This is a genomic window from Pseudomonas sp. FDAARGOS_380, from assembly GCF_002591235.1.
GTDB classification, from domain to species: domain Bacteria; phylum Pseudomonadota; class Gammaproteobacteria; order Pseudomonadales; family Pseudomonadaceae; genus Aquipseudomonas; species Aquipseudomonas salmasensis.
In genome coordinates, this window is record NZ_CP023969.1 from 5,074,471 (window position 1) to 5,097,803 (window position 23,333).

At 61.2% G+C, this 23,333-nt stretch carries 24 protein-coding genes; 11 read left to right on the top strand and 13 right to left on the bottom strand.

Annotated elements, in window-relative coordinates; all coding sequences use genetic code 11:
* Window positions 1-174: 174 nt before the first annotated feature.
* From CRN80_RS23885 to CRN80_RS23895, 3 genes are all read right to left on the bottom strand, one after another.
* Window positions 175-423 carry a CsbD family protein gene (locus tag CRN80_RS23885; protein ID WP_032897344.1) on the bottom strand — a complete coding sequence of 83 codons (249 nt, stop codon included), beginning with the start codon at window positions 421-423 and terminating at the stop codon, window positions 175-177.
* 134 nt (window positions 424-557) lie between these two features.
* A complete protein-coding gene (locus tag CRN80_RS23890; protein ID WP_098951502.1) occupies window positions 558-1,166 on the bottom strand; it encodes a dTMP kinase in 609 nt (202 codons plus the stop codon).
* Window positions 1,167-1,309: 143 nt separating this feature from the next.
* On the bottom strand, window positions 1,310-3,037 hold the full coding sequence (locus CRN80_RS23895) for a hydrogenase maturation protein (protein WP_098951504.1): 1,728 nt from the start codon (window positions 3,035-3,037) through the stop codon (window positions 1,310-1,312).
* Window positions 3,038-3,246: 209 nt separating this feature from the next.
* Here CRN80_RS23895 and CRN80_RS23900 point away from each other — a divergent pair, with 209 nt between their 5' ends.
* On the top strand, window positions 3,247-4,152 hold the full coding sequence (locus CRN80_RS23900; RefSeq protein WP_098951506.1) for a LysR family transcriptional regulator: 906 nt from the start codon (window positions 3,247-3,249) through the stop codon (window positions 4,150-4,152).
* A gap of 1 nt (window position 4,153) precedes the next feature.
* Here the strand turns inward: CRN80_RS23900 and CRN80_RS23905 are convergent, their stop codons facing one another.
* From CRN80_RS23905 to CRN80_RS23925, 5 genes are all read right to left on the bottom strand, one after another.
* Window positions 4,154-5,086: a cupin gene (locus tag CRN80_RS23905; protein ID WP_032897354.1), complete on the bottom strand. Its 933-nt coding sequence runs from the start codon at window positions 5,084-5,086 to the stop codon at window positions 4,154-4,156.
* Between the two features lie 161 nt (window positions 5,087-5,247).
* A complete protein-coding gene (locus CRN80_RS23910) occupies window positions 5,248-6,576 on the bottom strand; it encodes an LLM class flavin-dependent oxidoreductase (protein ID WP_098951507.1) in 1,329 nt (442 codons plus the stop codon).
* A gap of 22 nt (window positions 6,577-6,598) precedes the next feature.
* The gene (locus CRN80_RS23915; RefSeq protein WP_098951509.1) at window positions 6,599-7,555 is read right to left on the bottom strand and encodes an ABC transporter substrate-binding protein; all 957 of its coding nucleotides are present in this window, start codon (window positions 7,553-7,555) and stop codon (window positions 6,599-6,601) included.
* Between the two features lie 165 nt (window positions 7,556-7,720).
* Window positions 7,721-9,049, bottom strand: coding sequence for an ATP-binding protein (locus CRN80_RS23920; RefSeq protein ID WP_098951511.1), 1,329 nt, complete (start codon window positions 9,047-9,049; stop codon window positions 7,721-7,723).
* The gene (locus tag CRN80_RS23925; RefSeq protein WP_098951512.1) at window positions 9,046-9,801 is read right to left on the bottom strand and encodes a response regulator; all 756 of its coding nucleotides are present in this window, start codon (window positions 9,799-9,801) and stop codon (window positions 9,046-9,048) included. The genes CRN80_RS23920 and CRN80_RS23925 overlap by 4 nt, the downstream gene beginning before the upstream one ends.
* Window positions 9,802-9,920: 119 nt before the next feature.
* Between CRN80_RS23925 and CRN80_RS23930 the strand changes: the two genes are divergently transcribed.
* From CRN80_RS23930 to CRN80_RS23940, 3 genes are all read left to right on the top strand, one after another.
* Entirely contained in the window at window positions 9,921-10,232 is a 312-nt protein-coding gene (locus tag CRN80_RS23930; protein WP_032897365.1) for a hypothetical protein, read from the top strand.
* Window positions 10,232-10,900: a DUF3313 domain-containing protein gene (locus CRN80_RS23935; RefSeq protein ID WP_098951514.1), complete on the top strand. Its 669-nt coding sequence runs from the start codon at window positions 10,232-10,234 to the stop codon at window positions 10,898-10,900. The genes CRN80_RS23930 and CRN80_RS23935 overlap by 1 nt, the downstream gene beginning before the upstream one ends.
* A gap of 108 nt (window positions 10,901-11,008) precedes the next feature.
* Window positions 11,009-11,878 (top strand): oxaloacetate decarboxylase, encoded by an 870-nt coding sequence (locus CRN80_RS23940; protein WP_003191182.1) that lies wholly within the window; start codon window positions 11,009-11,011, stop codon window positions 11,876-11,878.
* 4 nt (window positions 11,879-11,882) lie between these two features.
* Here the strand turns inward: CRN80_RS23940 and CRN80_RS23945 are convergent, their stop codons facing one another.
* A complete protein-coding gene (locus tag CRN80_RS23945; protein ID WP_098951515.1) occupies window positions 11,883-12,359 on the bottom strand; it encodes a helix-turn-helix domain-containing protein in 477 nt (158 codons plus the stop codon).
* A 107-nt stretch (window positions 12,360-12,466) separates the two neighbouring features.
* Here CRN80_RS23945 and fabF point away from each other — a divergent pair, with 107 nt between their 5' ends.
* From fabF to CRN80_RS23960, 3 genes are all read left to right on the top strand, one after another.
* Window positions 12,467-13,735, top strand: a complete 1,269-nt coding sequence (gene fabF, locus CRN80_RS23950) for a beta-ketoacyl-ACP synthase II (protein WP_098951517.1) — start codon at window positions 12,467-12,469, stop codon at window positions 13,733-13,735.
* Window positions 13,736-13,806: 71 nt separating this feature from the next.
* Entirely contained in the window at window positions 13,807-14,187 is a 381-nt protein-coding gene (locus CRN80_RS23955) for a RidA family protein (RefSeq protein ID WP_003191178.1), read from the top strand.
* A 758-nt stretch (window positions 14,188-14,945) separates the two neighbouring features.
* The gene (locus tag CRN80_RS23960) at window positions 14,946-16,925 is read left to right on the top strand and encodes a U32 family peptidase (protein WP_019820074.1); all 1,980 of its coding nucleotides are present in this window, start codon (window positions 14,946-14,948) and stop codon (window positions 16,923-16,925) included.
* 44 nt (window positions 16,926-16,969) lie between these two features.
* On the opposite strand, the gene CRN80_RS23965 is transcribed toward CRN80_RS23960, so the two are convergent.
* On the bottom strand, window positions 16,970-17,878 hold the full coding sequence (locus tag CRN80_RS23965; protein ID WP_098951519.1) for a DMT family transporter: 909 nt from the start codon (window positions 17,876-17,878) through the stop codon (window positions 16,970-16,972).
* 108 nt (window positions 17,879-17,986) lie between these two features.
* Here CRN80_RS23965 and CRN80_RS23970 point away from each other — a divergent pair, with 108 nt between their 5' ends.
* From CRN80_RS23970 to CRN80_RS23980, 3 genes are all read left to right on the top strand, one after another.
* Window positions 17,987-18,430, top strand: coding sequence for an Lrp/AsnC family transcriptional regulator (locus tag CRN80_RS23970; RefSeq protein WP_098951521.1), 444 nt, complete (start codon window positions 17,987-17,989; stop codon window positions 18,428-18,430).
* Window positions 18,431-18,781: 351 nt separating this feature from the next.
* Window positions 18,782-20,128 carry a sodium:proton antiporter gene (locus tag CRN80_RS23975; protein WP_098951523.1) on the top strand — a complete coding sequence of 449 codons (1,347 nt, stop codon included), beginning with the start codon at window positions 18,782-18,784 and terminating at the stop codon, window positions 20,126-20,128.
* A gap of 55 nt (window positions 20,129-20,183) precedes the next feature.
* Window positions 20,184-20,531, top strand: coding sequence for a helix-turn-helix domain-containing protein (locus CRN80_RS23980; protein ID WP_032897389.1), 348 nt, complete (start codon window positions 20,184-20,186; stop codon window positions 20,529-20,531).
* Here the strand turns inward: CRN80_RS23980 and CRN80_RS31295 are convergent.
* The 3 genes from CRN80_RS31295 to CRN80_RS23990 form a co-directional block, all read right to left on the bottom strand.
* Complete coding sequence (locus CRN80_RS31295; protein ID WP_169918350.1) at window positions 20,522-20,659, bottom strand: hypothetical protein; 138 nt, start codon at window positions 20,657-20,659, stop codon at window positions 20,522-20,524. The genes CRN80_RS23980 and CRN80_RS31295 overlap by 10 nt on opposite strands.
* Window positions 20,660-20,670: 11 nt before the next feature.
* Entirely contained in the window at window positions 20,671-20,883 is a 213-nt protein-coding gene (locus CRN80_RS23985) for a hypothetical protein (RefSeq protein WP_032897391.1), read from the bottom strand.
* Between the two features lie 85 nt (window positions 20,884-20,968).
* Entirely contained in the window at window positions 20,969-21,514 is a 546-nt protein-coding gene (locus CRN80_RS23990) for a hypothetical protein (RefSeq protein WP_014718415.1), read from the bottom strand.
* Between the two features lie 407 nt (window positions 21,515-21,921).
* Here CRN80_RS23990 and CRN80_RS23995 point away from each other — a divergent pair, with 407 nt between their 5' ends.
* On the top strand, window positions 21,922-23,331 hold the full coding sequence (locus CRN80_RS23995) for a circularly permuted type 2 ATP-grasp protein (RefSeq protein WP_098951525.1): 1,410 nt from the start codon (window positions 21,922-21,924) through the stop codon (window positions 23,329-23,331).
* Window positions 23,332-23,333: the final 2 nt, after the last annotated feature.

Here is a 23,333-nt window from a genome sequence, read left to right on the forward strand (position 1 = left end):
AAACCGAGCACTCGCTCATAAAAAAGCCAATGCCCCGACTTGTCGAGGCATTGGCTTTTCTGGGACATGAAAAATATAAGGGCTTTGGTTTAAGGGTTACGGCTTACCCCCCTCGTACCTCCCGGCGCGGAACTCCAAGGAGTACGAGGCAAATCTTATAGAAGCTACTGATGTTCAGCGACTAAGCAATTTCTTCAGCACCAATAGAGCAACCGCTCCGATTGCCAGTGCAGCAACCGGCTTCTCTTTAACGAATGTAGAAACGCTGTCCAGTGCGTCGCCATAAGTTTGCGTCAGCTGACCGGCAGCCTGGCGTCCAGCGCCCTCAGCTTCCAACTTCGAATCACCAAAAAGCTTCCCGACTGCGCTCTGCGCTTTGCCAGCAACCTTTTCAACAACGCCTTCTACCTGTTCGCTCTTCATGATTAACCAAACCTTCGTGTGTCATTGGGTAGCCCAGGAAAACCTGGGCTTGAGGCAACGTGCAAAGCGTTAGGTGGACAGGCTTAGTGATTAGTTCAAATTGATGAACCTCACTTGGTCCAGATCAAAGTAGATCAAAGGACTTTATATATCTGCGAAACCACCCGTCTCATCGCCTCTTCAATCGTCCCTTCATTGCGACACATCACCCACCCCTGCCCCAAAGCCGCTCGCTCAAACGCCTCAGTACACACAACTTGCTCCGCCAGCTTAGACATCACCGTACTGCTCAGCCCGCGCCGTCGTGCTGCCGCCCGCGCCCAGGATATTTGTGCCGCGGTGACAACCCCCACATGAAGATCCGGCACTTGCACCTGTCGATCAATGTTCAGCTCAAGAATCTCTGCAAAGGGTATCAATCGACGAAACGCGGCATCAGACGGGTACCAGCGATCCATCAGGATGATGCTGTCAGGTGGCTGTGCGGCCAGTACGTGCTGGGTAATCCAGCTGCGGCTGTCAGCGAAGCGCTCACACACCTCAAGTTCCAGATCCCGACTGGGGTCTCTGGCGAATTTGTTAACCAGCGCCATCGTTTGCGCTCGATAGGGATCGCTCTTGCGCTCGCACAGTCGGACGACCTTTTTATTGTCGGCCCTCAATGCTGTCGTAACGGCCTCCAACAGCGTGGTTTTGCCGGTGCCCTTGGGCCCATCCAACGAAATAAACAGCGCCCGAGTCATACGAGCGCTGCGTTATCGTTCAGGTTGTGCAGTTCCATGGGGCCTCGGGGTCTGTGCGGTTGGGCGAGTGGGCCTCCATTATGGGCAACCCTATTGCCCAATGCGAGGCTGGGCTGGCCGCCGCGCCCTCCCCGCGTTGACAGTCAGTCATTCAGCATCCGGCTTTGCGGCACGCCAGCCTCGTACTTCAACGCCCACGGCGCAATCAACCGCTGCGGGGTCTGGCAGGTTTTGCGTTTAAACACGAAGTTGCGACACTTCTCGGCAAACTGCTGGCGGTTGTCCACCATATCCAAACGCATCTGTGCCAGTTCCTGCTCGCGACAGCGTTCAACTTGCTGAGTCTCCAGCGTGGCTTTGCGTGTGCGTGCGTAAAGGTACTTATCATCGGTCAATGCACTGTCGGCCTGTTGCAAAAGCCACAAGCCAAATGCCTGTGGGCAACGCGGGCCGATGGCCTGGACCATGCCGTATTGCTGGGCCTGAATGGCACTGATGGGCAAGCATTCTTCAGTGAGTTTATGCGCGATTTCACTGCCCACGGCCCGTGGCAGGCTATAGGTCCAGTATTCGGAACCGTAGAGCCCCATGGTTTTGTAGTGCGGGTTGAGCACCACACCTTCGCGGGCCATTACAATGTCGGCGGCCAGCGCCAGCATGACGCCGCCTGCGCCTGCGCTGCCGGTCAGGCCGCTGATCACCAGTTGCCTGGCGGTGAGCAGCTCCAGGCATACATCGTCGATGGCTTGAATGTTGGCCCAGGCTTCCAGCCCCGGCACGTCGGCGGCCTGGATGACGTTGAGGTGAACGCCATTGGAAAAGCTGCCGCGCCCGCCCTTGATCAGCAACACGTGGGTGTCTCGCGCCTTGGCCCAGCGTAACGCAGCCACCAGCCGCTGGCATTGTTCGGTGCTCATGGCGCCGTTGTAGAACTCGAACGTCAGTTCGCCGATGTGGCCGAACTCTTGGTAGCGAATCGGTTGATAGACCCGCTCGTTGAACGCCTGGCGGGCGATTGAACTGTCCAGCACTGGAACGCCGGCCAGCCGTTGCGCCAGAACATGCCGTGCTGGCAGCTTGAAGGTCTCTGGGCCTTTGGGCTTGAGCGAGCCGATCCACAGGCTGTGATCTCCAGCCGCCACCAACACGGCGTCGTCCTGTACCGCGAGGATTTCTCCCGGGGTGCCCTGGCGGGCGTCCAAGTGCGCGTCGTAGACGTAATACTGACCGCCCAACAGGCTCGCCAGCACGCCGGGCTGGCCATCGGCAGCGTCGATGCTGCGCTTGATAAAGGCTGCGCAATCGAACCAACTGAAGGTGCGGTCAGCCTGGGTCATGTTCGGCTGCAAGCGTCCGATGACACTGGGTTGGGTGTAATCGAGCGGTGTCGGCACGAAGCCCTTGGCGAATTTCGCCACGACGTCACGGATGCAAACCATCGCGGCGTCGCTCACCAGGCCGTTGTACAGCTCGGATTTGCGCACCTGGTCGGGCATGTCGAATTCACACGTGGACCATATCGGCCCTGCGTCCATTTCCTCCACCGCTTGCAAGGCGGTGACGCCCCAACGGCTGGCCTGCTGGGTGATGGCCCAATCCAGCGCACTGGCGCCACGGTCACCGACGATGCCCGGATGGATGATCACCACCGGGCGCTGGGGGTGGCTCCACAGTTGGTGCGGCACACGGTCCTTCAGAAACGGGCAGATCACCAGGTCGGCGCCGGACGCCTCCACCTGCTGGCACACGGTGGCTTGATCGGTGAACACCACAACGCTGGGGTCGTGACCCGCTTGGCGCAGATCCAGCCAGGCCCGTTGGGTTAAACCGTTGAATGCCGATGATAACAACAGGATCTTCAGTGATCGCATGGCTGACTCTTCCTTGAGAATGTGCGACCAGAGCTGCTCGTTGAGCCGTCCCTGGCCATCGATAAGCGCCCAAGGTTATAGAGCGGGCCAGCGGGGTCACCTGATCGAGATCAATCTTGTGTCAGCAAAGCGCGCTGCCTGTTCGAGTTGACAGCCCCCGCCAAAACTCAACAACCTGCACCTCTCACCGCCCTGCCCTGAGGCTGCCCTTGGACTACTTCACCGCCCTCACCGCCTTTATCGAAGCCGCCGAAGGCAACAACTTCTCCCGCGCCGCCGAGCGCTTGGGCATCAAGGCCTCAACGGTCTCGCGCTACGTGAAGGACCTTGAGCAGGACTTGGGCATCGCGCTGTTCAACCGCTCCACACGCACGCTGCATCTGACCGAAGGCGGCCAGACCTTCCTGATACACGCACGCAGGGTGCTGGATGAACTGGAACACGCCAAGGCCGCCACGTCTGCGCTGAACCAGCATCCTCGGGGCGTGCTGAAACTCAACCTGCCACCGGCGTTTGCTCGCCATCACATCCTGCCGGCGTTGAATGACTTTCTGGTGCGTTACCCGCAAATCAGCGTGGAACTGGTGCTGGATAACACCCAGGTCAACTTGATTCATGCCGGCGTCGATTTAGCCATCCGCATTGGCGAGCTGGCCGATTCGACGCTCAAGGCACGCAAGCTCAGCGACGGCCATTACCGCTTGGTGGTCAGCCCGGCGTTTGGCATGCAGCACCCTCCTCCGTCCACGCCCACGGACCTGGCCGGTGTGCCTGCGGTGTTGGGCACGGCTATTACGGGCGATATCAGTTTTGTATCCGCCGGCCGCGCGTTCCCGCTGCTGCATGACAGCGTTATTCGAATCAATGACCTGGACGCGCAACTGATCGCCGTGCGCCAAGGCCTGGGCTTTGCGCTGTTGCCCGACTGGCTGGTGGCGCGAAGTGTCGAGGCCGGCGACTTGGTAGTGTGGCTACCGGAGTGGCACATCCAAGGCGTGGAGCGGGCGTTTGCGGTGTGGTTTGTCTACCCCCCCAAGCGCATTGTGTCGTCCAAGGTCCGATGTTTTATCGACTTTATCGTTGAACGACTGGGCGAGACACCGGACTGGAAGTGACTCAACTGAAGCGAATATCCAACGCGCGCAAGTAAGTTTGCAGCCCGGCATCCTGAATCGGGATCAGGAACGCCTCGCTATCTGATTCATTAAAATGCGCATGCCAATAACCCGGTGGCGTGACAAACGCCAGGCCGGGTGACCAGTCGACCCGTTGCGGGTTACGGATTTGCCCGTCCGCCTCAAGCTCAGTGCCCACCAAGGAATAACAGCCCTTGGGGCAATCGATAATGAAGTCCAGTGCAATCGACTGATGCCGATGGGGTTTCTGCACCGATCCTGCCGGCAGAATCCCGTACATGGCCCACAATACGTGGGTCACCGTGCGCGTCTGCGGAAAGTGGCGGTTACCCAACAGGATACTGATGCGGCTGCGGTCCTGGGCCCTGGGGTCATCGGCTGCTTCACGCAACTTCGCGTTGGCCAGTGCTGCCGGGTACAGGGTTGGTGCAAAGCGGTCGGCACTGGGTGTCACCCCCAGGTAACGCAGCAACGGCTCATCGTGCACATAGTAAAGACGCGCATCCTCGCGGGCACTGAAGTGCGCCTGCTGTAACCCCGGCAGGGCAATAAAGCAGCCCTTGGACCATTGAATCTCATACTCGCCCTGAATCACGCTGCCCTCCCCGGCGATCACGTAGAACACCTGGGAGGTGGCGTTGGGTTGCTGCGTCAGCGTGTCGCCACGGTTAAGGCGCATGAAGTTCGCGCATAACCCGGGACCTGTCGCAGGGCCTTCGCAGCCCAAGGCCTCGCTGAGGTCCAGCGGTACCACGCGCGAGGGGCCACTGTCATACAGCGAGGCGGGAAAGCTGTGGTAGGGAATGCGGGAAATCAGATTGGCACTGATGGGGTTCGCCGCCTTGCTGTACTCGAAGTACTCGGCGTCGACTTGGTTGATATCCGTCAGTGCGGGGTCGAATTCACGGTTCATCAGGCTCACCTCAGTCTTGGGCTGGATCGCGCAGCGCGTATGAACGCGCGGTATGTGGTGAGTGGACTATAGGCATTGCGCGCTGGCCGATTAATGCCTGTGACGGCACAGCAGTTATGCGAAATGGGGCAGTTAACGCAACCCCGCAAAACCAGCCCTTACTATGAGGGGTAGCGCTGGAACCTCGGAATCGCCAAGCCCAGGCTTTCACGCAAGGTCGAGCCCTCGTAGGCCGTACGATAAACACCGCGCTCTTGCAGCAGCGGAATCACCTCCTGAGTAAAACGATCAAATTGCCCAGGGTGCCCGATGTAGATATTGAACCCATCCACGGCCCGGGCCTCGAACCAATCCGCCATCTTCTGCGCCACCGTGGCGGCGCTGCCGACGAACGCGCCTGGGCGCAATTGCCGGCCAAATTCGACGGCCTGGCGTAGGGTAAAGCCCTTTTCCCGGGCCTGGTCGGCGATGCGTTTGGCTGCGGTGAAAAAACTGCTGCGCGCGGCCTCCAGGCTCTCTTGCGGGAACGGCGCGTCCAGGTCGTATTGGCTGAAATCATGCCAGCCAAAATTGCGCCCGAACTCCTTGAGTGCCAACGCAAAACTATGGTCCACCTGATGGTAGTGCTGTTCGATTTCCCGGGCATGGGCATCGGTGTCGCCCACATAGATTTCCGCACCGGGCATGATCAGTAACTGCTCAGGATCACGCCCCCGTTGTACCGCCCTGCCCTTGATATCCCGGTAAAACGCCTGGCCCTGCTCGAGACTGGCCGCGTGGGTGAAGATCACATCGGCGGTGGCGGCGCCCAGCTCGCGGCCTTGTTCGGAGTCACCGGCCTGGAAAATCACCGGCTGGCCTTGGGGCGAGCGCTGGATATTCAGCGGGCCCACCACCGAGAAATGTTCGCCCTGGTGATTCAGGCTGTGCAGCTTGCTCGGGTCGAGAAACTGCCCAGTGGCACGGTTGCGCACAAACGCATCGTCTTCGTAGGAGTTCCACAACCCCTGTACCACCTGAACGTGTTCGGCGGCGCGACCATAGCGGGTGGCGTAGTCGTAATGTTCGTCGCGGCTGTAATTGCCAGCGGTACCGGCATCGCCACTGGTCACCACGTTCCAGCCGGCGCGGCCTTTGCTGATCAGGTCCAGGGAGGCCAGGCGCCGGGCGACGTTATACGGCGAGTTATACGAGGTGGTCAGTGTACCGACCAGGCCGATATGCCGCGTGCTCACGGCCAGTGCCGACAGCAAGGTCAGCGGCTCCAGGCGATTGAGGTAATGGGACGGCGAACCTTCGGTGATGAACTGGCTGTCGACGATAAACATCAGGTCGAACCATGCCGCCTCGGCCTGGCGTGCTATCTGGATGTACCAGTCGACGTTGACGCTGGCATCGGCCGGCAATTGCGGGTCAAGCCACAGGTTATGGCGGCCCGGCCCACCGCAGCCCATGGTCAGGGCGCCAAGTTTGAGCTGTCGTTTAGTCATTGCGCAGTAGTCCTTCAAGCGTTCAGGGCTGGGTGGTGGCGACGGCGGGCTGCAAGGCGGCCGCGAATGAAGGGTCGAACAACGTGGCGGCCGAGTAAGACTTGACCAGGCCCAGGCCGGCAAAAAAGTCCACGGTCTTTTGCGCCTCGATGGGCGCCTGGGGCGTCAGCGGCTCGACGGAGGTGCGCGCGCGGGCAAACCAGACGCGGGCAATGTCGGCATCCGCGCGGGTGCGCTTGGCCCAGGCATCGGCATACGCGTTGGCGTTGGCCGGGCTTTGGCGGGCCCAGTCGCGGGCTTTTTTCAGGCGCTGGAGAAAGTCGCTGATGGGTTCACGCTTGGCCTCCACAGCACTGGCGTTGGCGGCAATGAAACTCTGGGCCGGGATCAAGTCTTCAGCGGTTGCCAGCACCCGCGCACCTTGGCGTTCCTGTTGCGTGACGTAGGGCTCCCAGGTGGCGATCACGTCAACCGCACCGCCTTCCAGCGCGTGGGAGGCATCCAGGGCGCTGAGGTAGCGCCATTGCAGCGAATCCCGCGCCACCCCGGCCTTGTCCAGTGCGGTCAGCAACAGTTGCTGGCTCCAAGAACCCTTCCAGATCGCGGCGCGCTTGCCCGCAAGGTCGGCCAGGCTGTGGATCGACGAGTCCTTTTTCACCAGGATGGCCACGCCGTCGAGATTTTGCCGGCTGACGGCAATCACCTTGATCGGTGCGCCCAAAGCGCCCAAAAACAGCACCGGGGCATCCCCGAGCAGGCCCAGGTCCAGGCTGCCGACGTTGAGCGCTTCGGCCACCGGCGACCCGGCCGTGAACTGCTTCCAGTCCAGCGTGTAGGGCAGGTCATCGAGCACCCCCGCCGCTTCCATCACGGCCTGGGCGTTGTAGCTCTGGTCGCCGACCACCAGGGTTTGCGCCTGCGCCGTCAGGCACAGCAAAGAGGCGGCCAACCCGGCCGCCAGGGTTTTGAGGTAACGCACGTTCGTCTCCAGATGCCGTGTGGGGCATTCAAGTCGATCCGCGCGCACGGTCTCGGTTTTATAAGGTCATTTGTTGTGTGGGGTATTTTTGCGGTGTTGAAGGCGGGATGTAAAATACTTATAACGCATAACCTAATTCAATAATAATGCGCATATCGCATCACGCTAGCACGGCAATTCAACCCGGGCCACCAACCCCGAACCACGTCGATTGCTCAGGCTCAGTTCACCGCCCTGCTCGCGCACAATCGCCCGTGCCGCCGAGAGCCCAAGCCCCACCCCACCGGTATTGCGGTTGCGTGAGGTCTCAAGGCGAAAGAACGGGTCGAATACACGCTCCAGGTCCGCTTCGGGAATCCCCGGGCCCTCGTCGCAGACCTCGATGCACACGCTCTGGTCATTAATACTCAGTGCAATGCTGGGGTGCCGGGCGTACTTGGCAGCATTTTCCAGCAGGTTGACCACCACCCGTTTAAGCCCCAGTGGCCGGCCGTGATAGACCAGATGGGGCGGCCCTCGGAAGTCGACCACCAGTTGCTGGTCGCGATAGTCGTCGATGATGGTTTGCAGCAGTTCAGACAGATCGAATGCCGTGCTGTGCTCTAGCACCGTATCGTCGCGGAAGAACGCCAGCGCAGCGTTGATCATCGACTGCATTTCCTCGACATCGCGAATCAGCTTGTGTTGATGGTCCAGGTCTTCCATGAACTCGCAGCGCAGGCGCATCCGCGTCAAAGGCGCGCGCAAGTCATGGGAAATGGCCGCCAGCATATGGGTGCGCTCGCCGATGAAGTGCTGGATCTGCGCCTGCATGGCGTTGAAGGCGATGGTGGCCTGGCGTATCTCGTCGGGGCCTTCGATGTCGATGGGCGGGGCGCGCAGATCGCCACCGAAGCGTCGGGCAGCGCTGGCGAAACGCTGCAACGGCTTAGCCAATTGCCGGGTGGCGACCCAGGCGACCAGCAAGGTGGCGATCAACCCCAGGATGATGATCACCGCAATCCGCGTGGGGGCGCTCAGGCCCCAACTGCGTTCGGGCGGGATGAAGGACAACCAGCTGCCATCAAGTAGCTGCACCAGCGCCACATAATGCGCGTCGGGGCTGCCACGCGGCCAATCGTCCGGGCTGTACACCTGAATGGTGCGCCCGGTGCCAAACAACGCCTGTATCCCGGGGACTTCGCCGGCTTGTAGCACGTTGCCGCCGCTGGGCAGGCCGAAATCAGCAGGGTCGGTATGCCATGCCACATGCAGGCGGGTATCGCTGGCCGCTGTCGCCAGCTGCGAGCGCAACGGCGCAGGCGCGGCCTCGATCACTTTCAGTGTCGCGGCCATCTGCTCAAGCAACCCCGTACGGTCGATGGGCGGACGCGCCCACACCCCGGCCACCTGCACGAACAAGGCGTTGAGGGCCAGTGAGGCGAGCATCGCGGCGAGAATGGTCAGGGCGATCCGCCGATTCAGGGTGTCGCGGCGCAACAGGCGGCGGATCATGAGCGGGTCACCGGGGCGGTAAACAGATAGCCGCCATTGCGCACGGTGCGGATCAGGTCCGGGCGCTTGCAATCGGGCTCGATCTTGCGGCGCAGCCGGCTGACCTGCACATCGATACTGCGGTCAAAGGCGTCGTGGCCCTGGCCGTGGGTCAGGTCGATCAATTGGTCGCGGGTGAGGATGCGCTGGGGGTGCTCGAGAAACACGACCAGCAGGTCGAACTCGCCACCGGACAGCGGGATCATGACGCCCTCGGGCGAACGCAGTTCGCGACAGGTGATATCCAGGTGCCAACCGGCAAAGGCAATCACCGGGCGTGAACGCTCGTCGGCCGCACTGACTGCCTGCCCCGCACGCCGTTGCACGGCACGCAGGCGGGCCAGCAATTCGCGCGGGGCGAAGGGTTTGGTCAGGTAGTCGTCAGCGCCCAGTTCCAGGCCAACAATGCGGTCGCTCAGCTCGCCCATGGCCGTGAGCATGATGATAGGAATGCCGAACTGCGCCCGTACCTTCTGGCAGAGGCTGAGGCCGCCTTCGCCGGGCAACATGAGGTCGAGGATGATCGTGTCTGGCCGCTGCTGCGCGATGGCCGCCCACATGGCCTCGCCGTCGGCGGCCACGTCGGCTTCATAGGCGTGCTGGACGAAAAACTTCTTCAGCAATGCCAGCACTTCCACGTCGTCATCGACGATCAGCAGTCTGCTCACGTTCACAGGTTCCCAAGCCAAAAAAAGAAAGACATCTAAAACCATTCCGGCGCCTTGGTCATTTATTTCAATCGAGCAACATTCCTTCGCCACGGACACAACCCGGACATCTTTGGGCAAAACCTGTCCGGCATTCTGCACGCCTTCCATTCAAGGAGATGCCTATGAAAGTTTCGAGCAGCAGGTACACCGAGCAGGCCGCGGGCGACGTACGGCCACTGGTACTGAGCCAGCGCACCTCGTCCCCCGCTCAGGATAGCCCGATGTTGTTTCAGGAGTCGTGCCTGGGGCTGAACGCGGACCTGGACCGTATCGTGCTGCGTCGCTACTTCGAACACTACAGCCCGGACGCCGGGCGCTGGGTCGAGTACGCCCATTCCATTCCCGTCGCCGAGCTTGTCCACTGGATCATGACCCATGGCCAGTTGCACATCGAGTCTTCCCACGACACCTTGAACGAACAGGCCACCCATTGATGACCCGCATGTGCTCACTGTCGCTCTTGATGGCGGCCGCCCTGGGCCTCACGGCCTGCAGCAGCAAAACGGTGGAACCGGAGCGATACACCGGGTTTCTACACGATTACAGCCTGCTCCAAGCACAACAAAGCCCTTCGGGCGAGGCCATCTTGAGTTGGATCAGCCCGGCCTTGAAGCGCGGTCGCTACAAGCAGGTCTACCTGGCGCCCAGCCAGTTCTACCCGGCCGTTGCCCCCAGCGCTCGCATCCCCCAAAGCACCCTCGCCCACGTGACGGGTTACTACGACCTGGTACTGCGCTCGGAACTGGGCAAAGTCGTGTACCTGGCCGCAAAGCCAGGCCCCGACACCCTGACGGTACGGCCCGCCATCACCCGCATTGCCACCAGCACCCAAGGCCTGCGGTTCTATGAATGGCTGCCGATCACCCTGGTCGCAGCAGGCGTGAGCACCGCCGCCGGCATCCGCGACCAGGACAGTGAGATCGCCACGGAGCTGTCCCTGGAAGACGGTTCGACCGGTGATGTCGTGGCCGCCATAGTCCGCAAAGGCACCGGCACGCCCCTGGACAACGACCGGCAAGTGGTGACCGTCGACAACGTCAAGGCGGTGCTCGACGGCTGGGCCCGCGACCTGGGCCAGACATACAGCGTCGTCGCTCGTTAGCCTGCCCCGCTCAAACGTCATAATCACAGGGGCATCTGCGTGGTAATCTCCCGGCACCACGAATAGACATTGATCGTCACTTGACGATGACCAAAGCCAGGAAAGACCATGCCCAAGATTTCTCACTCAGCGCTACGCCGTAACTTCCGTGACCTGCTGGCAACGCCCATCTGCGTTGAAACCGCCTCCGTATTCGACCCCATGTCTGCCCGCATCGCGGCCGACCTGGGGTTTGAAGTGGGAATCCTGGGCGGCTCGGTCGCCTCCCTGCAGGTGCTGGCGGCCCCCGATTTTGCGTTGATTACCCTGAGTGAGTTCGTCGAGCAAGCCACCCGTATCGGCCGTGTGGCCCAGTTGCCGTTCATTGCCGACGCCGACCACGGCTACGGCAACGCCCTGAACGTGATGCGCACCGTCGAAGAACTGGAACGCGCCGGCGTCGCGGCGCTGACCATCGAAGACACGCTCTTGCCCGCGCAATTCGGGCGTAAATCCACCGACCTGATTTCCGTGGAAGAAGGCATCGGCAAGGTCAAGGCTGCCCTGGAAGCACGTGTCGACCCGGCGCTGTCGATCATTGCCCGCACCAACGCCGGCGTGCTGCCCACCAGCGACGTGATTGCGCGTACCAAGGCCTATGAAAAGGCCGGTGCTGACGGCATCTGCATGGTCGGCGTCAAGGACTTCGACCACCTGGAGCAGATCGCAGAGAACCTCAGTGTTCCCCTGATGCTGGTGACCTACGGCAACCCGCAACTGCACGACAGCGAGCGCCTGGCCAGCCTGGGCGTACGCATCGTGGTGGCCGGCCATGGCGCCTACTTCGCCGCGATCAAGGCCACCTACGACAGCCTGCGTGCCCAGCGTCAGCTGACCCACAGCACTTCGAACCTCAGCGCAACCGAATTGACCCACACCTACACCTTGCCGGAGAGCTATGTGGCGTGGGCTGAAGAGTTCATGGATGTAAAAGAGTAATCACTCACTCACGGTTCAGCCGTTGGCGCATCCCTGCGCTGGCGGCCGGGCCGGGCTGTACCACGCACTGATCCATCGCCACCCACGCACCTTGCGCCGTCGCCATCATCGGCTGCACCGGGCGGCCCGTCTCGCGTTCCACCACCTCGACACTGATGCCCTCCTCGGCGTAATGCCGGTTGCCCCACGCCACCAAAGCCATCAGCACCATTCGAAAATCTTCGCCCCTGGCCGTCGGCACGTATTCGTACCGTGGCGGTCGCTCGCTGTAGGCGCAGCGCTCCAGCATTCCCGCGTCCACCAAGCCATTAAGGCGGCGCGTCAGCATGTTGGGCGCGATGCCCAGGCTGCGCGAGAACTCGTCAAAACGGCGCAAGCCGTGCAAGGCGTCGCGCATGATCAACATGCTCCACCACTCCCCTACCCGTTCAAGGCTACGGGCGATGGGGCATTCGGCACTGATGAGGGATTTGCGCTGCATAAGTATTCCTGGGTGCGAGTACAAACTTGAAGGATGCCATGTTACTTTCATGATGATAGTGACGTCCATACGCTGTGTATCCTTCAAGCAACAGGAGTCGATTGAGCATGAGTAAACGTATCGTCGTGACAGGCATGGGCGCGCTGACGCCGCTGGGGTCGAGCGTGGAATCCACTTGGCAGCGCTTGCTGGACGGGCAGTCGGGCATCCGTCGTTTGCCGCAAGAATTGATCGGTGATCTGGCGGTCAGCATCGGCGGCCAGGTGCAAAGCGTGCTGCAAGACCCCGAAGCCGGGTTTGATCCTGATCGACTGCTGGCCGCCAAGGAACAGCGCAAAATGGACCGCTTTATCCTGTTCGCCCTAGCGGCAGCAGATGAAGCTCTGAAACAGGCCAAGTGGGACCCCAAAACGCTCGATGAGCAGGAACGCACGGCGACCATCATCGCTTCCGGTGTCGGTGGTTTCCCGGCCATTGCCGATGCGGTGCGCACCACCGACAGCAAGGGCCCGCGTCGTTTGTCGCCCTTCACCATTCCATCGTTTCTGAGCAACATGGCTGCCGGGCATGTGTCGATCAACTATGGCTTGAAAGGCCCTCTGGGCGCGCCGGTGACCGCCTGTGCGGCCGGGGTTCAGGCCATCGGCGACGCAGCGCGAATGATCCGCGCCGGCGAAGTCGACGTGGCGGTATGCGGCGGTGCCGAAGCGGCGATTCATCGCGTCAGCCTGGCCGGCTTCGCCGCGGCGCGAGCGTTGTCCAGCGATTTCAATGACAGCCCGCAGCGTGCTTCGCGGCCCTTCGATCAGGCGCGCGACGGCTTTGTGATGGGCGAAGGCGCCGGCATTCTGGTAATTGAAGAACTGGAGCATGCCCTGGCGCGGGGCGCACAGCCGATTGCTGAACTGGTGGGCTATGGCACCAGCGCAGACGCCTATCACATGACCGCAGGGCCTGAAGACGGCGACGGTGCGCGCCGGGCAATGACCCAAGCGTTGCGCCAGGCGGGTATCGAGGCGTCGCAGGTGCAGTACCTGAATGCCCACGCAACCTCCACACCTGTGGGCGACAAAGGCGAGCTGGCGGCGATCAAGACGGTATTTGGTACCGGCGGCAGCCCGGCGATCAGCTCGACGAAATCCGCCACCGGCCACTTGCTCGGTGCTGCGGGGGGCATCGAAGCGGTTTTCACCGTGCTTGCCCTGCGTGACCAGATCGCGCCAATAACACTCAACCTGGAAAACCCGGACACCCTCGCCGACGGCCTGGACATGGTGCGTGGTGAGGCGCGGCCCATGGCGATTGAATATGCGCTGTCCAATGGCTTCGGCTTTGGCGGCGTGAACGCCAGCGTGCTGTTCCGACGCTGGAGATGAGCCAGGGTTTGCCCCAGGGGTGAATTTCACCGACCATGGCACCTTTCTGTTCCTGCCAACACGAGGTGCCCATGGCCAACCACGACCTGTCCTATACCCCTGATCCGGACGCCGATTCCATCTCCTCTGACGTGATCGGCTTCAACGGCATCCTGGTCTCCACCCAGATTCCCACCCGCGCCGATGGCAGCCTGGAGCTGGGCGATATCACCCAGCAAAGCGAGTGCACCCTGCAAGCGCTGAAAGTCGCGCTGGAAAAAGCCGGCAGCTCCATGGACCGGGTTATGCACTTGACTATTTACCTCACCGACATGGCCGACCGTGCCGCGTTCAACGAGGTCTACAAGCGCTTTTTCGCCAAGCCCTGGCCAGTGCGGGCAGCAGTGGGCGTTGCCGCCTTAGCGGTGGAAGGTATGCGCGTGGAAGTGACGGCGATGGCTGCCAAGGCTTGAATCTGTGGCGCCGTTAGCGCCGATCTGATCGGAATGTCGAACGCGGTCAAAAAGGTGGGCTTGCCTGCGGTAGCGGTGGTGAATGTTCCATCGCCAACGCAGCATAGGTATCTACACAACGTTGGCGACGCTGGACCTGTGGTGAGGGAGCTTGCTCCCGCGACGGTCTGAGAGCCGATGCTTATCTACCTGACGCACCGCAGTCCAAATGTGGGAGCTGGCTTGCCTGCGAAGACGGCCTGGCAGTCAACTGGGATATTAGATCAGAGCGCGTACATATCCGTTATTTAGGTAACGGCCACTTAGGGTTCCGCCCTGACGGCGGCTCACTTTTGAAAAGCGCAAAAGTAAGCAAAACGCTCTTGCCCCACCACTCGGCACCTCGCTTAGGCTCGGTGTGCCCGTAATCCGCCAGTGATTTGGGGGGCCGCCGCCACGCGCCATCCATGGCGCGGGGCGGCTAAACCGGCATCCCTGCCGGTTTACCCCCCAAATCCCTGTCGAATTCCGGCCAGCGTGGTTTAACGGGGCGCCTGAGATCAAAAGCAGATCAAGATCAAGAGCGACTCGCTTCGCATCGTGGTTACCGGCGGCTGCGGCGAACTGCACCGTTGTGTAGATACCTATGGCCGTCGCAGGCAAGCCAGCTCCCACATTTGGATCGCCGCTGTGGCCCGACAGCCCTGCGGTAGATGCCGCCCAGGCATTTCACGGCTACAATGCGCGCCTCAACCGTGACAAGCCTGACTAAAAAAACTATGTCCTTGCCCAAGCATCACCTGGAATTGCTCAGCCCTGCCCGCGATGTCGCCATTGCGCGCGAGGCTATCTTGCACGGCGCCGACGCCGTTTATATCGGCGGGCCGAGCTTCGGCGCCCGCCATAATGCGTGTAACGAGGTGAGCGATATCGCTCAACTGGTGGAATTCGCCCGCCGTTACCACGCGCGCGTCTTCACCACCATCAACACCATCTTGCATGACAACGAGCTGGAGCCCGCACGCAAGCTGATCCATCAGCTCTACGATGCCGGTGTCGATGCGCTGATCGTGCAAGACCTGGGCGTGATGGAGCTGGATATTCCACCGATCGAGCTGCACGCCAGCACCCAGACCGACATCCGCACCCTGGGCCGGGCCAGGTTTCTCGACCAGGCCGGGTTCTCGCAGTTGGTATTGGCCCGCGAGTTGAACCTGCAAGAGATCCGCGCCATTGCCGACGAGACCGATGCCGCCATCGAGTTCTTTATCCACGGCGCCCTATGTGTAGCGTTCTCCGGCCAGTGCAATATCTCCCACGCGCAAAATGGCCGCAGCGCCAACCGTGGCGACTGCTCCCAGGCCTGCCGCCTGCCGTACACCTTGAAAGATGACCAAGGCCGCGTTGTAGCCTTTGAAAAGCACCTGCTGTCGATGAAAGACAACAACCAGAGCGCCAACCTGCGCGCCCTGGTCGAAGCAGGCGTGCGCTCGTTCAAGATCGAAGGCCGCTACAAGGACATGGGTTATGTGAAGAACATCACCGCCTACTACCGCCAGCGCCTCGACGAGATCCTCGAAGACCGCCCGGACCTGGCACGCGCTTCCAGCGGCCGTACCGCGCACTTCTTCCTGCCCGACCCGGAAAAAACCTTCCACCGTGGCAGCACCGATTACTTTGTCAGCGACCGCAAGATCGACATCGGCGCCTTTGACACCCCGACCTTCACCGGCCTGCCCGTGGGCACCGTGGAAAAAGCCGGCAAGCGCGACTTGCAGGTGGTCACCCATGAGCCGCTGTCCAACGGCGACGGCCTGAATGTGCTGATCAAGCGTGAAGTGGTGGGCTTTCGTGCCAATATCGCCGAGCCCAAGGGTGAGTTCGAGGAAGACGGTGAGAAGCGCTACCGCTACCGCGTCGAGCCCAACGAAATGCCGGCCGGCCTGCATCAACTGCGCCCCCATCACCCGCTCAATCGCAACCTGGACCACAACTGGCAACAGGCCCTGCTCAAGACCTCGGCCGAGCGCCGTATCGGCTTGTCATGGGTCGCGCGCCTGCGTGAAGAGCAGCTGCAAATCACCGCGACCAGCGAAGAAGGCATCAGCGCCAGTGTCACCCTGCCCGGCCCGTTTGGCGTGGCCAACAAGCCGGAACAGGCGCTGGACACCCTGCGCGACCTGCTCGGCCAACTCGGCACCACCGAATACCATGCCACCCGCATCGAGCTGGATGCGCCGCAGGCGTTCTTCATCCCCAACTCGCAGCTCAAGGCCTTGCGCCGTGAAGTGATCGAAGCGCTGACTGCCGCACGCGTCGCCGCGCACCCTCGGGGCGGGCGCAAGGCTGAAACCTCGCCGCCGCCGGTTTACCCCGAGGCGCACCTGTCGTTCCTGGCCAACGTCTACAACCAGAAGGCCCGGGACTTCTACCATCGTCACGGCGTAAAGCTGATCGACGCGGCCTTCGAAGCCCACGAAGAAACCGGCGAAGTGCCGGTGATGATCACCAAGCACTGCCTGCGTTTCTCGTTCAACCTGTGCCCTAAACAGGCCAAGGGGGTGACCGGGGTGAAGACTAAGGTGGCGCCGATGCAGTTGATCCACGGCGACGAAGTGCTGACCCTGAAGTTCGACTGCAAACCCTGCGAAATGCACGTGGTGGGCAAGATCAAGGGGCATATCCTCGGCCTGCCGCAGCCTGGCAGTGCGGTGGAGCATTTCAACCCGGAAAACCTTATCTACCAAGGCACGCACTGACCCTCATCTGACGCCGCGTTTCACCCCGATGCGCTGCGTCATCGTTAACCTTCTTCGCGAGCAAGCTCGCTCCTACCGAGGTTGCGGGGCCACCACCAGCCCCGCTGCAACCCCGCCGCTGCCAGCAGAATCGCCGCCACACCCAGCCATTGCAGCCACCCCAGGCGATGCCCGAACGCAATCCAATCCACAAAGATCGCCGCAATCGGGTAGATGAACGACAGTGCGCCGGTAATGGCCGTCGGCAATTTCTGGATCGCGCCATACAGCAGCACATACATCAAACCCGTGTGCACCACCCCCAAGGTCAGCAGCGCAGCCCAGGCATTTGTGGACGCAGGCAGGCCATCCCACGGCACCAGCGGCGCCAACAATACAGCGCCAGTGGCCACCTGAATCAATGCCATCAAATGTGGCGGTATTTCCTTGAGGCGCTTGATGATCAGCGCAGCGATCGCATACAAAAATGCCGCCCCCAGGGCCAGCGCGATGCCTACCAGATAATCACCGCCACCGGTTTGCTCGCCATGGGCGGTGACAATCGCCAACATGCCCAGGAACGCCACGCTCAACCACGCCAGTTTCTGCACGGTGATTTTTTCACCAAGAAACACCGCCGCCAGCACCACCAACATAAACGGCTGCACGTTGTACACCGCGGTGCTGATAGCGATGGATGCCCGGGAATAGGATTCGAACAGCAGCAGCCAGTTGCCGACAATGGCCACGCCGCTGAGCACGGCCAGCCCCAGTTTTGCCCAACTGAGCATGTCTACACGCAGGTAACCCAGCCAGGCGCACACCAGTAACAGTGTCAGCGCGCCGATCACGCAGCGCCAGAACACCACCTCGATCACCGACACGCCAGACACCAGCACAAACCAGCCAATGCTGCCCGAGATCAGCATGGCGGCGACCATTTCCCACGACCCGCGACGGATGGATGAATCCATGATTGAAGCTCCTCAAGTGAAGCACCAGTATGGCAATCTGTCCGCGACGGCTACAGCGTCTAAAAAAGGCAAAACCCCGAATTCACCTTTTCTTATTAGGCACAGGCCATGATCGACACCATCGACCAGCAACTCATCGCCGCCTTGATGGACGACTCGCGGCTGTCCCTCAAAGCCCTGGCAGGCATCACCGGGCTGTCCTCGCCCAGCGTCAGCGAACGCCTGCGCCGCCTGGAGGAACGCGGCGTGCTGACCCACTACACCGTCGACATCGACCCCAAGCACTTCGGCTACCTGTTGCAAGCCATCGTGCGCATCCGCCCCCTGCCCGGCAAATTGCAGGAAGTGGAGCGCCAGATCCAGGCGATCCCCGAGTTCACCGAATGCGACAAGGTCACTGGCGAGGACTGCTTCATCGCCCGCCTGCATGTGCGCACCATGGACCAGTTGGACAGCCTGCTGGACCGGATCAATGGCTATGCCGAAACCAACACGGCGATTGTGAAGAAAACCCCGGTGAAACGGCGCTTGCCGCCGCTGGCGGATCGCTGAGGGGCCATGCCAAGGGCGTGTCATGGCCAAACACAGTCCTATGTGGGAGCGGGCTTGCTCGCGAATACAGGGTGTCAGTCACCGACTATGTTGACGGGTATAACGCATTCGCGGGCAAGTCCGCTCCCACAGGGGATCTGCGCCGGGCGCTGATTCTGTGGGCAATACATAACCAGTGTGGGAGCTGGCTTGCCTGCGATAGCGGTGGTTCAGTTGAATATTCAGTGACTGACACGCCGCATTCGCGAGCAAGCCCGCTCCCACAGAAGCCACTTCAAGCCGTTGATTGTTTGAACCCGCACTTGGCCACGGCCCTCCAACCTGAATGAACCACGGCCGGGTGCACGCACAATGACTTTCATTCTATGGTTGGCCGTATTGGGCGCGGTGCTGCTGACTCTCGCCCTCACCTCCTCCTACCTGCGCTGGATGCCAGTCACCACCTCGGCGGTGTGTCTGTTACTGGGTATCGCCATCGGCCCGTTGGGCGTGGACCTGCTGCACCTGGACATCAAGGGCTCGGCGCGCTGGATGGAGCACCTGACCGAAGTGGCGGTGCTGTTTTCGCTGTTTGTCAGCGGTTTGAAACTGCGCCTGCCGCTCAGGCATCGCACCTGGCGCATCGCCTTCGGCCTGGCCGGCCCCGTCATGCTGCTGACCATCCTCGGCACCGGGCTGTTGCTGCATTACCTGCTGGATCTGTCGTGGGGCGTGTCATTGCTGGTGGGCGCGATTTTGGCGCCGACCGACCCGGTGCTGGCGGGCCTGGTTCAGGTCAACAATGCCCAGGACTACGATGCGCTGCGTTTCGGCTTGTCGGGCGAAGCAGGCCTGAACGACGGCAGCGCCTTTCCGTTTGTGATCTTCGGCCTGCTGTTCATGCAACACGGCGGTTTTGATGGCGACTGGGTCGGCGGTTGGGTGCTGAAAAACCTGGTGCGGGCGGTGCCGGTCGGGCTATTGATCGGCTACTGGATGGGCCGAGGTATCGGCCGTGTAACGCTGCGCCTGCGCCTGATCAATGCCGACAGCACCCTCTCGCCCAATGATTACCTGACACTGGCCTTGATCGCCCTCGCCTATGTGAGCGCCGAAGCCGTGGGCGGCTATGGCTTCCTGTCGGTATTCGCGGCGGGCCTGGGGTTGCGTCAGGCCGAAGTGAAGTCCACCGGCAACGCCCAGACACCCGCCGAGCACCTGGCGCAACCGGTGGTGGGCCACCTTGAAATCGAGCCCGAACAAGCCTTGCATGGCGACGTCAGCCACCTGAAAGACACCCAGATCGCAGCAGGCGTGATGATGGGCGATATGCTGGCCTTCGGCAGCCTGGTGGAGCGGGCCATGGAGGTGTTCCTGGTAACAGTTTTGGGCATCGTGCTGGTCAGCCACTGGGAGTGGCGCGCGTTGGCGGTAGCGCCGCTGCTATTCTGTGTGATTCGCCCCGCCAGCGTGTTCGCCATGCCGTGGGGCCGCCTGCTTGACCGGCGGCAACGCAGCCTGGTCAGTTGGTTCGGCATTCGTGGTATCGGCAGCATTTACTACCTGTTCTATGCGCTCAACCATGGGCTGGTGGGCACCAGCAGCGAGGTGGCGGTCAACCTGACGCTGTCGGTCATCGCGTTGAGCATCCTGGTCCATGGCCTGAGTACTCAGCCGATGCTGGCGTGGTATGAGCGTCAGGCTGCGCAAAAAAATTGAATCCTGCCCCGCGCCGGGGTTTCAAACAGTCAGGACCCACAGTACGAGTCAGCCAATGAAAAAGATCGCCCAACGCTTGCTTGAGGAACGCCAACGCCTGGGATATTCGCAGCAATACCTGGCACAGGCAGGCGGCGTGACCACACGCGAGCAACGTCAATATGAACTGGGCGAAGACCTGCCCCATGCCGACTACCTGGCAGCCTTGGCCGAGCATGGGGTGGATGTGGTGTATGTGATTACCGGCAAGCGCAGCACGGTGGTCAATATCAGCCGCGATCAGGCGCAGACGCTGATCGATAACCGCGTGGTGGGCCAGGAGGTGTCGCTGGACGGCGGGGCCGAGGAAGACGTCTACTTCAAGCTCAGTAACCCCTCGGGCCCGCCGCCGGATCAGTCCTGATTTTCAGTGTTGCCGACGTCTGCCACTTCTTCATCCGGGTCGCTCAGCGGCACTTGGGCATCGTCCATCAGCGAACCCGGGTCTTCGTTGCCCGGGTCGTTGGGTTCTTCTTCCAGTTCTTTTGACATGTGCGTCTCCTCTAACCGCCTTGGGTATCGATATCGGCATCGGTTTCAGGCTTGTGCTCGCGTTCAGGCTTGAAGTCTGGACTGTAGTCGTTTTCCTTGGCCTTTGGGTCGCTCGCAGGCGTCGGGTCCTTGGGCGCATCGGCGGCGGTGCGAGGGGCGGGCTCGCCGCCGTCGATCGCAGGGTCGTTGCGATTGCTAGTCTGGGGATCGTTAGGTTGGGTCATGAGGCACCTCTTGGCAGGCCGGTGAAAAATCTGTACTGCATAGAGGTAAGGCGTCATGGCCACGGCTGAAGTTCCGTTCGCTTGCTCAGCGCAGTGGGTTGTCCACCTGGATATAAAACGCATAGATGCCCAACACCAGCCAGAACACCATGAACAGCCATGGCGCACGCATGGAAAACAACAACGATTTGCGATAGCCCTTGTGGCTCGACTCCACCTCGGAAAACAGCGGCGATTCATCGTAGGCCATGCCCATCACCGGCTCGCTGCGCAGCAATTCGCTTTGCTTGTAGTGCCAGTGGTCGATGATTTCATAGGCAGCACGGATACCGGGCCAGGCATTCAGCGAACTGAGAATGCCCAGCGAAACCAGGAAGATCGGCACCACCAGCGTGAATAATTTGCCCCATTCCGGGTTGAGGTTACCCATGCCGGAAACAAAGGCAATCACCAGGAAGGATTGCGCCGTCAAGTAGGCGTCGGTGCGGTTGGCCAGGATGCTGGTTTCGTACTGGATCTCGCGCCGGTAAAAGTCGAGGCGGTCCTTGGGCGAGCCGAAAATCTTTGCGTTGTGTTCGCTGTGGTCGTTCAGGGCCGCTTCCGGAGTGTGGGGGGAGATGATTCTGGACACGACGGTGCTCCACAAGGTGACGAAACTCCTTAGAAGAATCGGGGCCTGGTGAAGTTCAAGTAGGTTCGCGCACCAATTCAGTGCAACCACCGCCCTCTGTAGGAGCGAGCTTGCTCGCGAAAAACGTCAACGATAACGCGGGTTTTCTGAATAAACGCGGCGCCGGTGAGTTTTTCGCGAGCAAGCTCCCTCCTACAGAGAATTATTGGCATTCCGGCACAGGCATTGCTTTATCCATTCACCACCCCGAAAACAGGAGCATGCGTTACCCCCCGACCCAGAGCCGCCCCCATAAGAAAGTAAGGACCAGGTCTGTTGGCACCTTCAGCCACGGGCTCATAAAAACATGCGTTTTTTTAAGCGGCAGTGCCACCCAAAGCCACACTGGGCACTGACAAGGTACTGGAATGGCTCGATCTTTCTTTGATGAAATGAATGACGCAAACGGCGTATGCCGTGCGCACTATCAGGACTTCTCTCGCTGGCTGGCCAATACGCCGCCGGAACTGCTGGCCCAGCGTCGCCGTGAAGCAGACTTACTGTTCCATCGCGCCGGGATCACCTTCACCCTGTATGGCGACGAGCAAGACACCGAACGCTTGATTCCCTTCGACATCATTCCCCGCAGCATCCCCGCCAGTGAATGGAGCCTGATCGAGCGCGGCTGCATCCAGCGGGTCAATGCACTTAACATGTTCCTCGCCGACATCTACCACGACCAGCGCATTATCAAGGCCGGGATCATTCCCGCTGACCAGGTGCTGGGCAATGAGGGCTATCAGAAGGCCATGGTCGGTCTTGACCTGCACCGCGGCATCTATTCGCACATCTCCGGCGTGGACCTGGTGCGAGACGGCGACGGTACCTACTACGTGCTGGAAGACAACCTGCGCACCCCCAGCGGCGTGAGCTACATGCTCGAAGACCGCAAGATGATGATGCGCCTGTTCCCGGAAGTGTTCGCCAAGCAGCGCATTGCGCCGGTGGATCATTACCCTAACCTGCTGCTCAAGACCTTGAAGAGTTCCAGCCGCCTGGACAATCCCAACGTGGTCGTCCTGACCCCTGGGCGCTTCAACAGCGCCTTCTTCGAACACGCGTTCCTTGCCCGGGAAATGGGCGTGGAACTGGTGGAAGGCGCCGACCTGTTCGTGCAGGACCTCAAGGTGTTCATGCGCACCACCGACGGCCCCAAGGCCGTGGACGTGATCTACCGGCGCATCGACGACGCTTTCCTCGACCCCCTGGCGTTCAACCCCGAGTCGATGCTCGGCGTGCCCGGGCTGGTGGCGGCTTACTGCGCCGGCAATGTGGTGCTGGCCAACGCTATCGGCACCGGGGTGGCTGACGACAAGTCTATCTACCCCTACGTACCGGCGATGATCCGCTTCTACCTGGACGAGGAACCGATCCTGCAAAACGTGCCGACCTTCCAATGCCGCAAGCCCGATGAACTCTCCCATGTGCTGGCCAACCTCGAGCAGTTGGTGGTCAAGGAAACCCAGGGCTCCGGCGGCTACGGCATGCTGGTGGGCCCGGCGTCGACGGCCGCCGAGATCGAAGACTTCCGCCAGCGCATCAAGGCGCGTCCCCATGCGTATATCGCCCAACCGACCCTGAGCCTGTCCACCTGCCCGACCTTTGTCGAAAACGGCATCGCGCCCCGGCACATCGACCTGCGGCCCTTCGTGCTCTCGGGCAAGGAAACCCGCCTGGTGCCCGGTGGCTTGACCCGCGTGGCGCTGAAGGAAGGTTCGCTGGTCGTCAACTCGTCGCAAGGCGGCGGAACCAAGGACACCTGGGTGGTGGAGGGCTGAGT

Coding starts and splice junctions, on each gene's coding strand:
- CRN80_RS23885 (WP_032897344.1), bottom strand. CDS start 423: ATGAAGAGCGAACAGGTAGAAGGCGTTGTTGAAAAGGTTGCTGGCAAA.
- CRN80_RS23890 (WP_098951502.1), bottom strand. CDS start 1,166: ATGACTCGGGCGCTGTTTATTTCGTTGGATGGGCCCAAGGGCACCGGC.
- CRN80_RS23895 (WP_098951504.1), bottom strand. CDS start 3,037: ATGCGATCACTGAAGATCCTGTTGTTATCATCGGCATTCAACGGTTTA.
- CRN80_RS23905 (WP_032897354.1), bottom strand. CDS start 5,086: ATGAACCGTGAATTCGACCCCGCACTGACGGATATCAACCAAGTCGAC.
- CRN80_RS23910 (WP_098951507.1), bottom strand. CDS start 6,576: ATGACTAAACGACAGCTCAAACTTGGCGCCCTGACCATGGGCTGCGGT.
- CRN80_RS23920 (WP_098951511.1), bottom strand. CDS start 9,049: ATGATCCGCCGCCTGTTGCGCCGCGACACCCTGAATCGGCGGATCGCC.
- CRN80_RS23925 (WP_098951512.1), bottom strand. CDS start 9,801: ATGGTTTTAGATGTCTTTCTTTTTTTGGCTTGGGAACCTGTGAACGTG.
- CRN80_RS23930 (WP_032897365.1), top strand. CDS start 9,921: ATGAAAGTTTCGAGCAGCAGGTACACCGAGCAGGCCGCGGGCGACGTA.
- CRN80_RS23935 (WP_098951514.1), top strand. CDS start 10,232: ATGACCCGCATGTGCTCACTGTCGCTCTTGATGGCGGCCGCCCTGGGC.
- CRN80_RS23940 (WP_003191182.1), top strand. CDS start 11,009: ATGCCCAAGATTTCTCACTCAGCGCTACGCCGTAACTTCCGTGACCTG.
- CRN80_RS23945 (WP_098951515.1), bottom strand. CDS start 12,359: ATGCAGCGCAAATCCCTCATCAGTGCCGAATGCCCCATCGCCCGTAGC.
- fabF (WP_098951517.1), top strand. CDS start 12,467: ATGAGTAAACGTATCGTCGTGACAGGCATGGGCGCGCTGACGCCGCTG.
- CRN80_RS23955 (WP_003191178.1), top strand. CDS start 13,807: ATGGCCAACCACGACCTGTCCTATACCCCTGATCCGGACGCCGATTCC.
- CRN80_RS23960 (WP_019820074.1), top strand. CDS start 14,946: ATGTCCTTGCCCAAGCATCACCTGGAATTGCTCAGCCCTGCCCGCGAT.
- CRN80_RS23965 (WP_098951519.1), bottom strand. CDS start 17,878: ATGGATTCATCCATCCGTCGCGGGTCGTGGGAAATGGTCGCCGCCATG.
- CRN80_RS23970 (WP_098951521.1), top strand. CDS start 17,987: ATGATCGACACCATCGACCAGCAACTCATCGCCGCCTTGATGGACGAC.
- CRN80_RS23975 (WP_098951523.1), top strand. CDS start 18,782: ATGACTTTCATTCTATGGTTGGCCGTATTGGGCGCGGTGCTGCTGACT.
- CRN80_RS23980 (WP_032897389.1), top strand. CDS start 20,184: ATGAAAAAGATCGCCCAACGCTTGCTTGAGGAACGCCAACGCCTGGGA.
- CRN80_RS31295 (WP_169918350.1), bottom strand. CDS start 20,659: ATGTCAAAAGAACTGGAAGAAGAACCCAACGACCCGGGCAACGAAGAC.
- CRN80_RS23985 (WP_032897391.1), bottom strand. CDS start 20,883: ATGACCCAACCTAACGATCCCCAGACTAGCAATCGCAACGACCCTGCG.
- CRN80_RS23995 (WP_098951525.1), top strand. CDS start 21,922: ATGGCTCGATCTTTCTTTGATGAAATGAATGACGCAAACGGCGTATGC.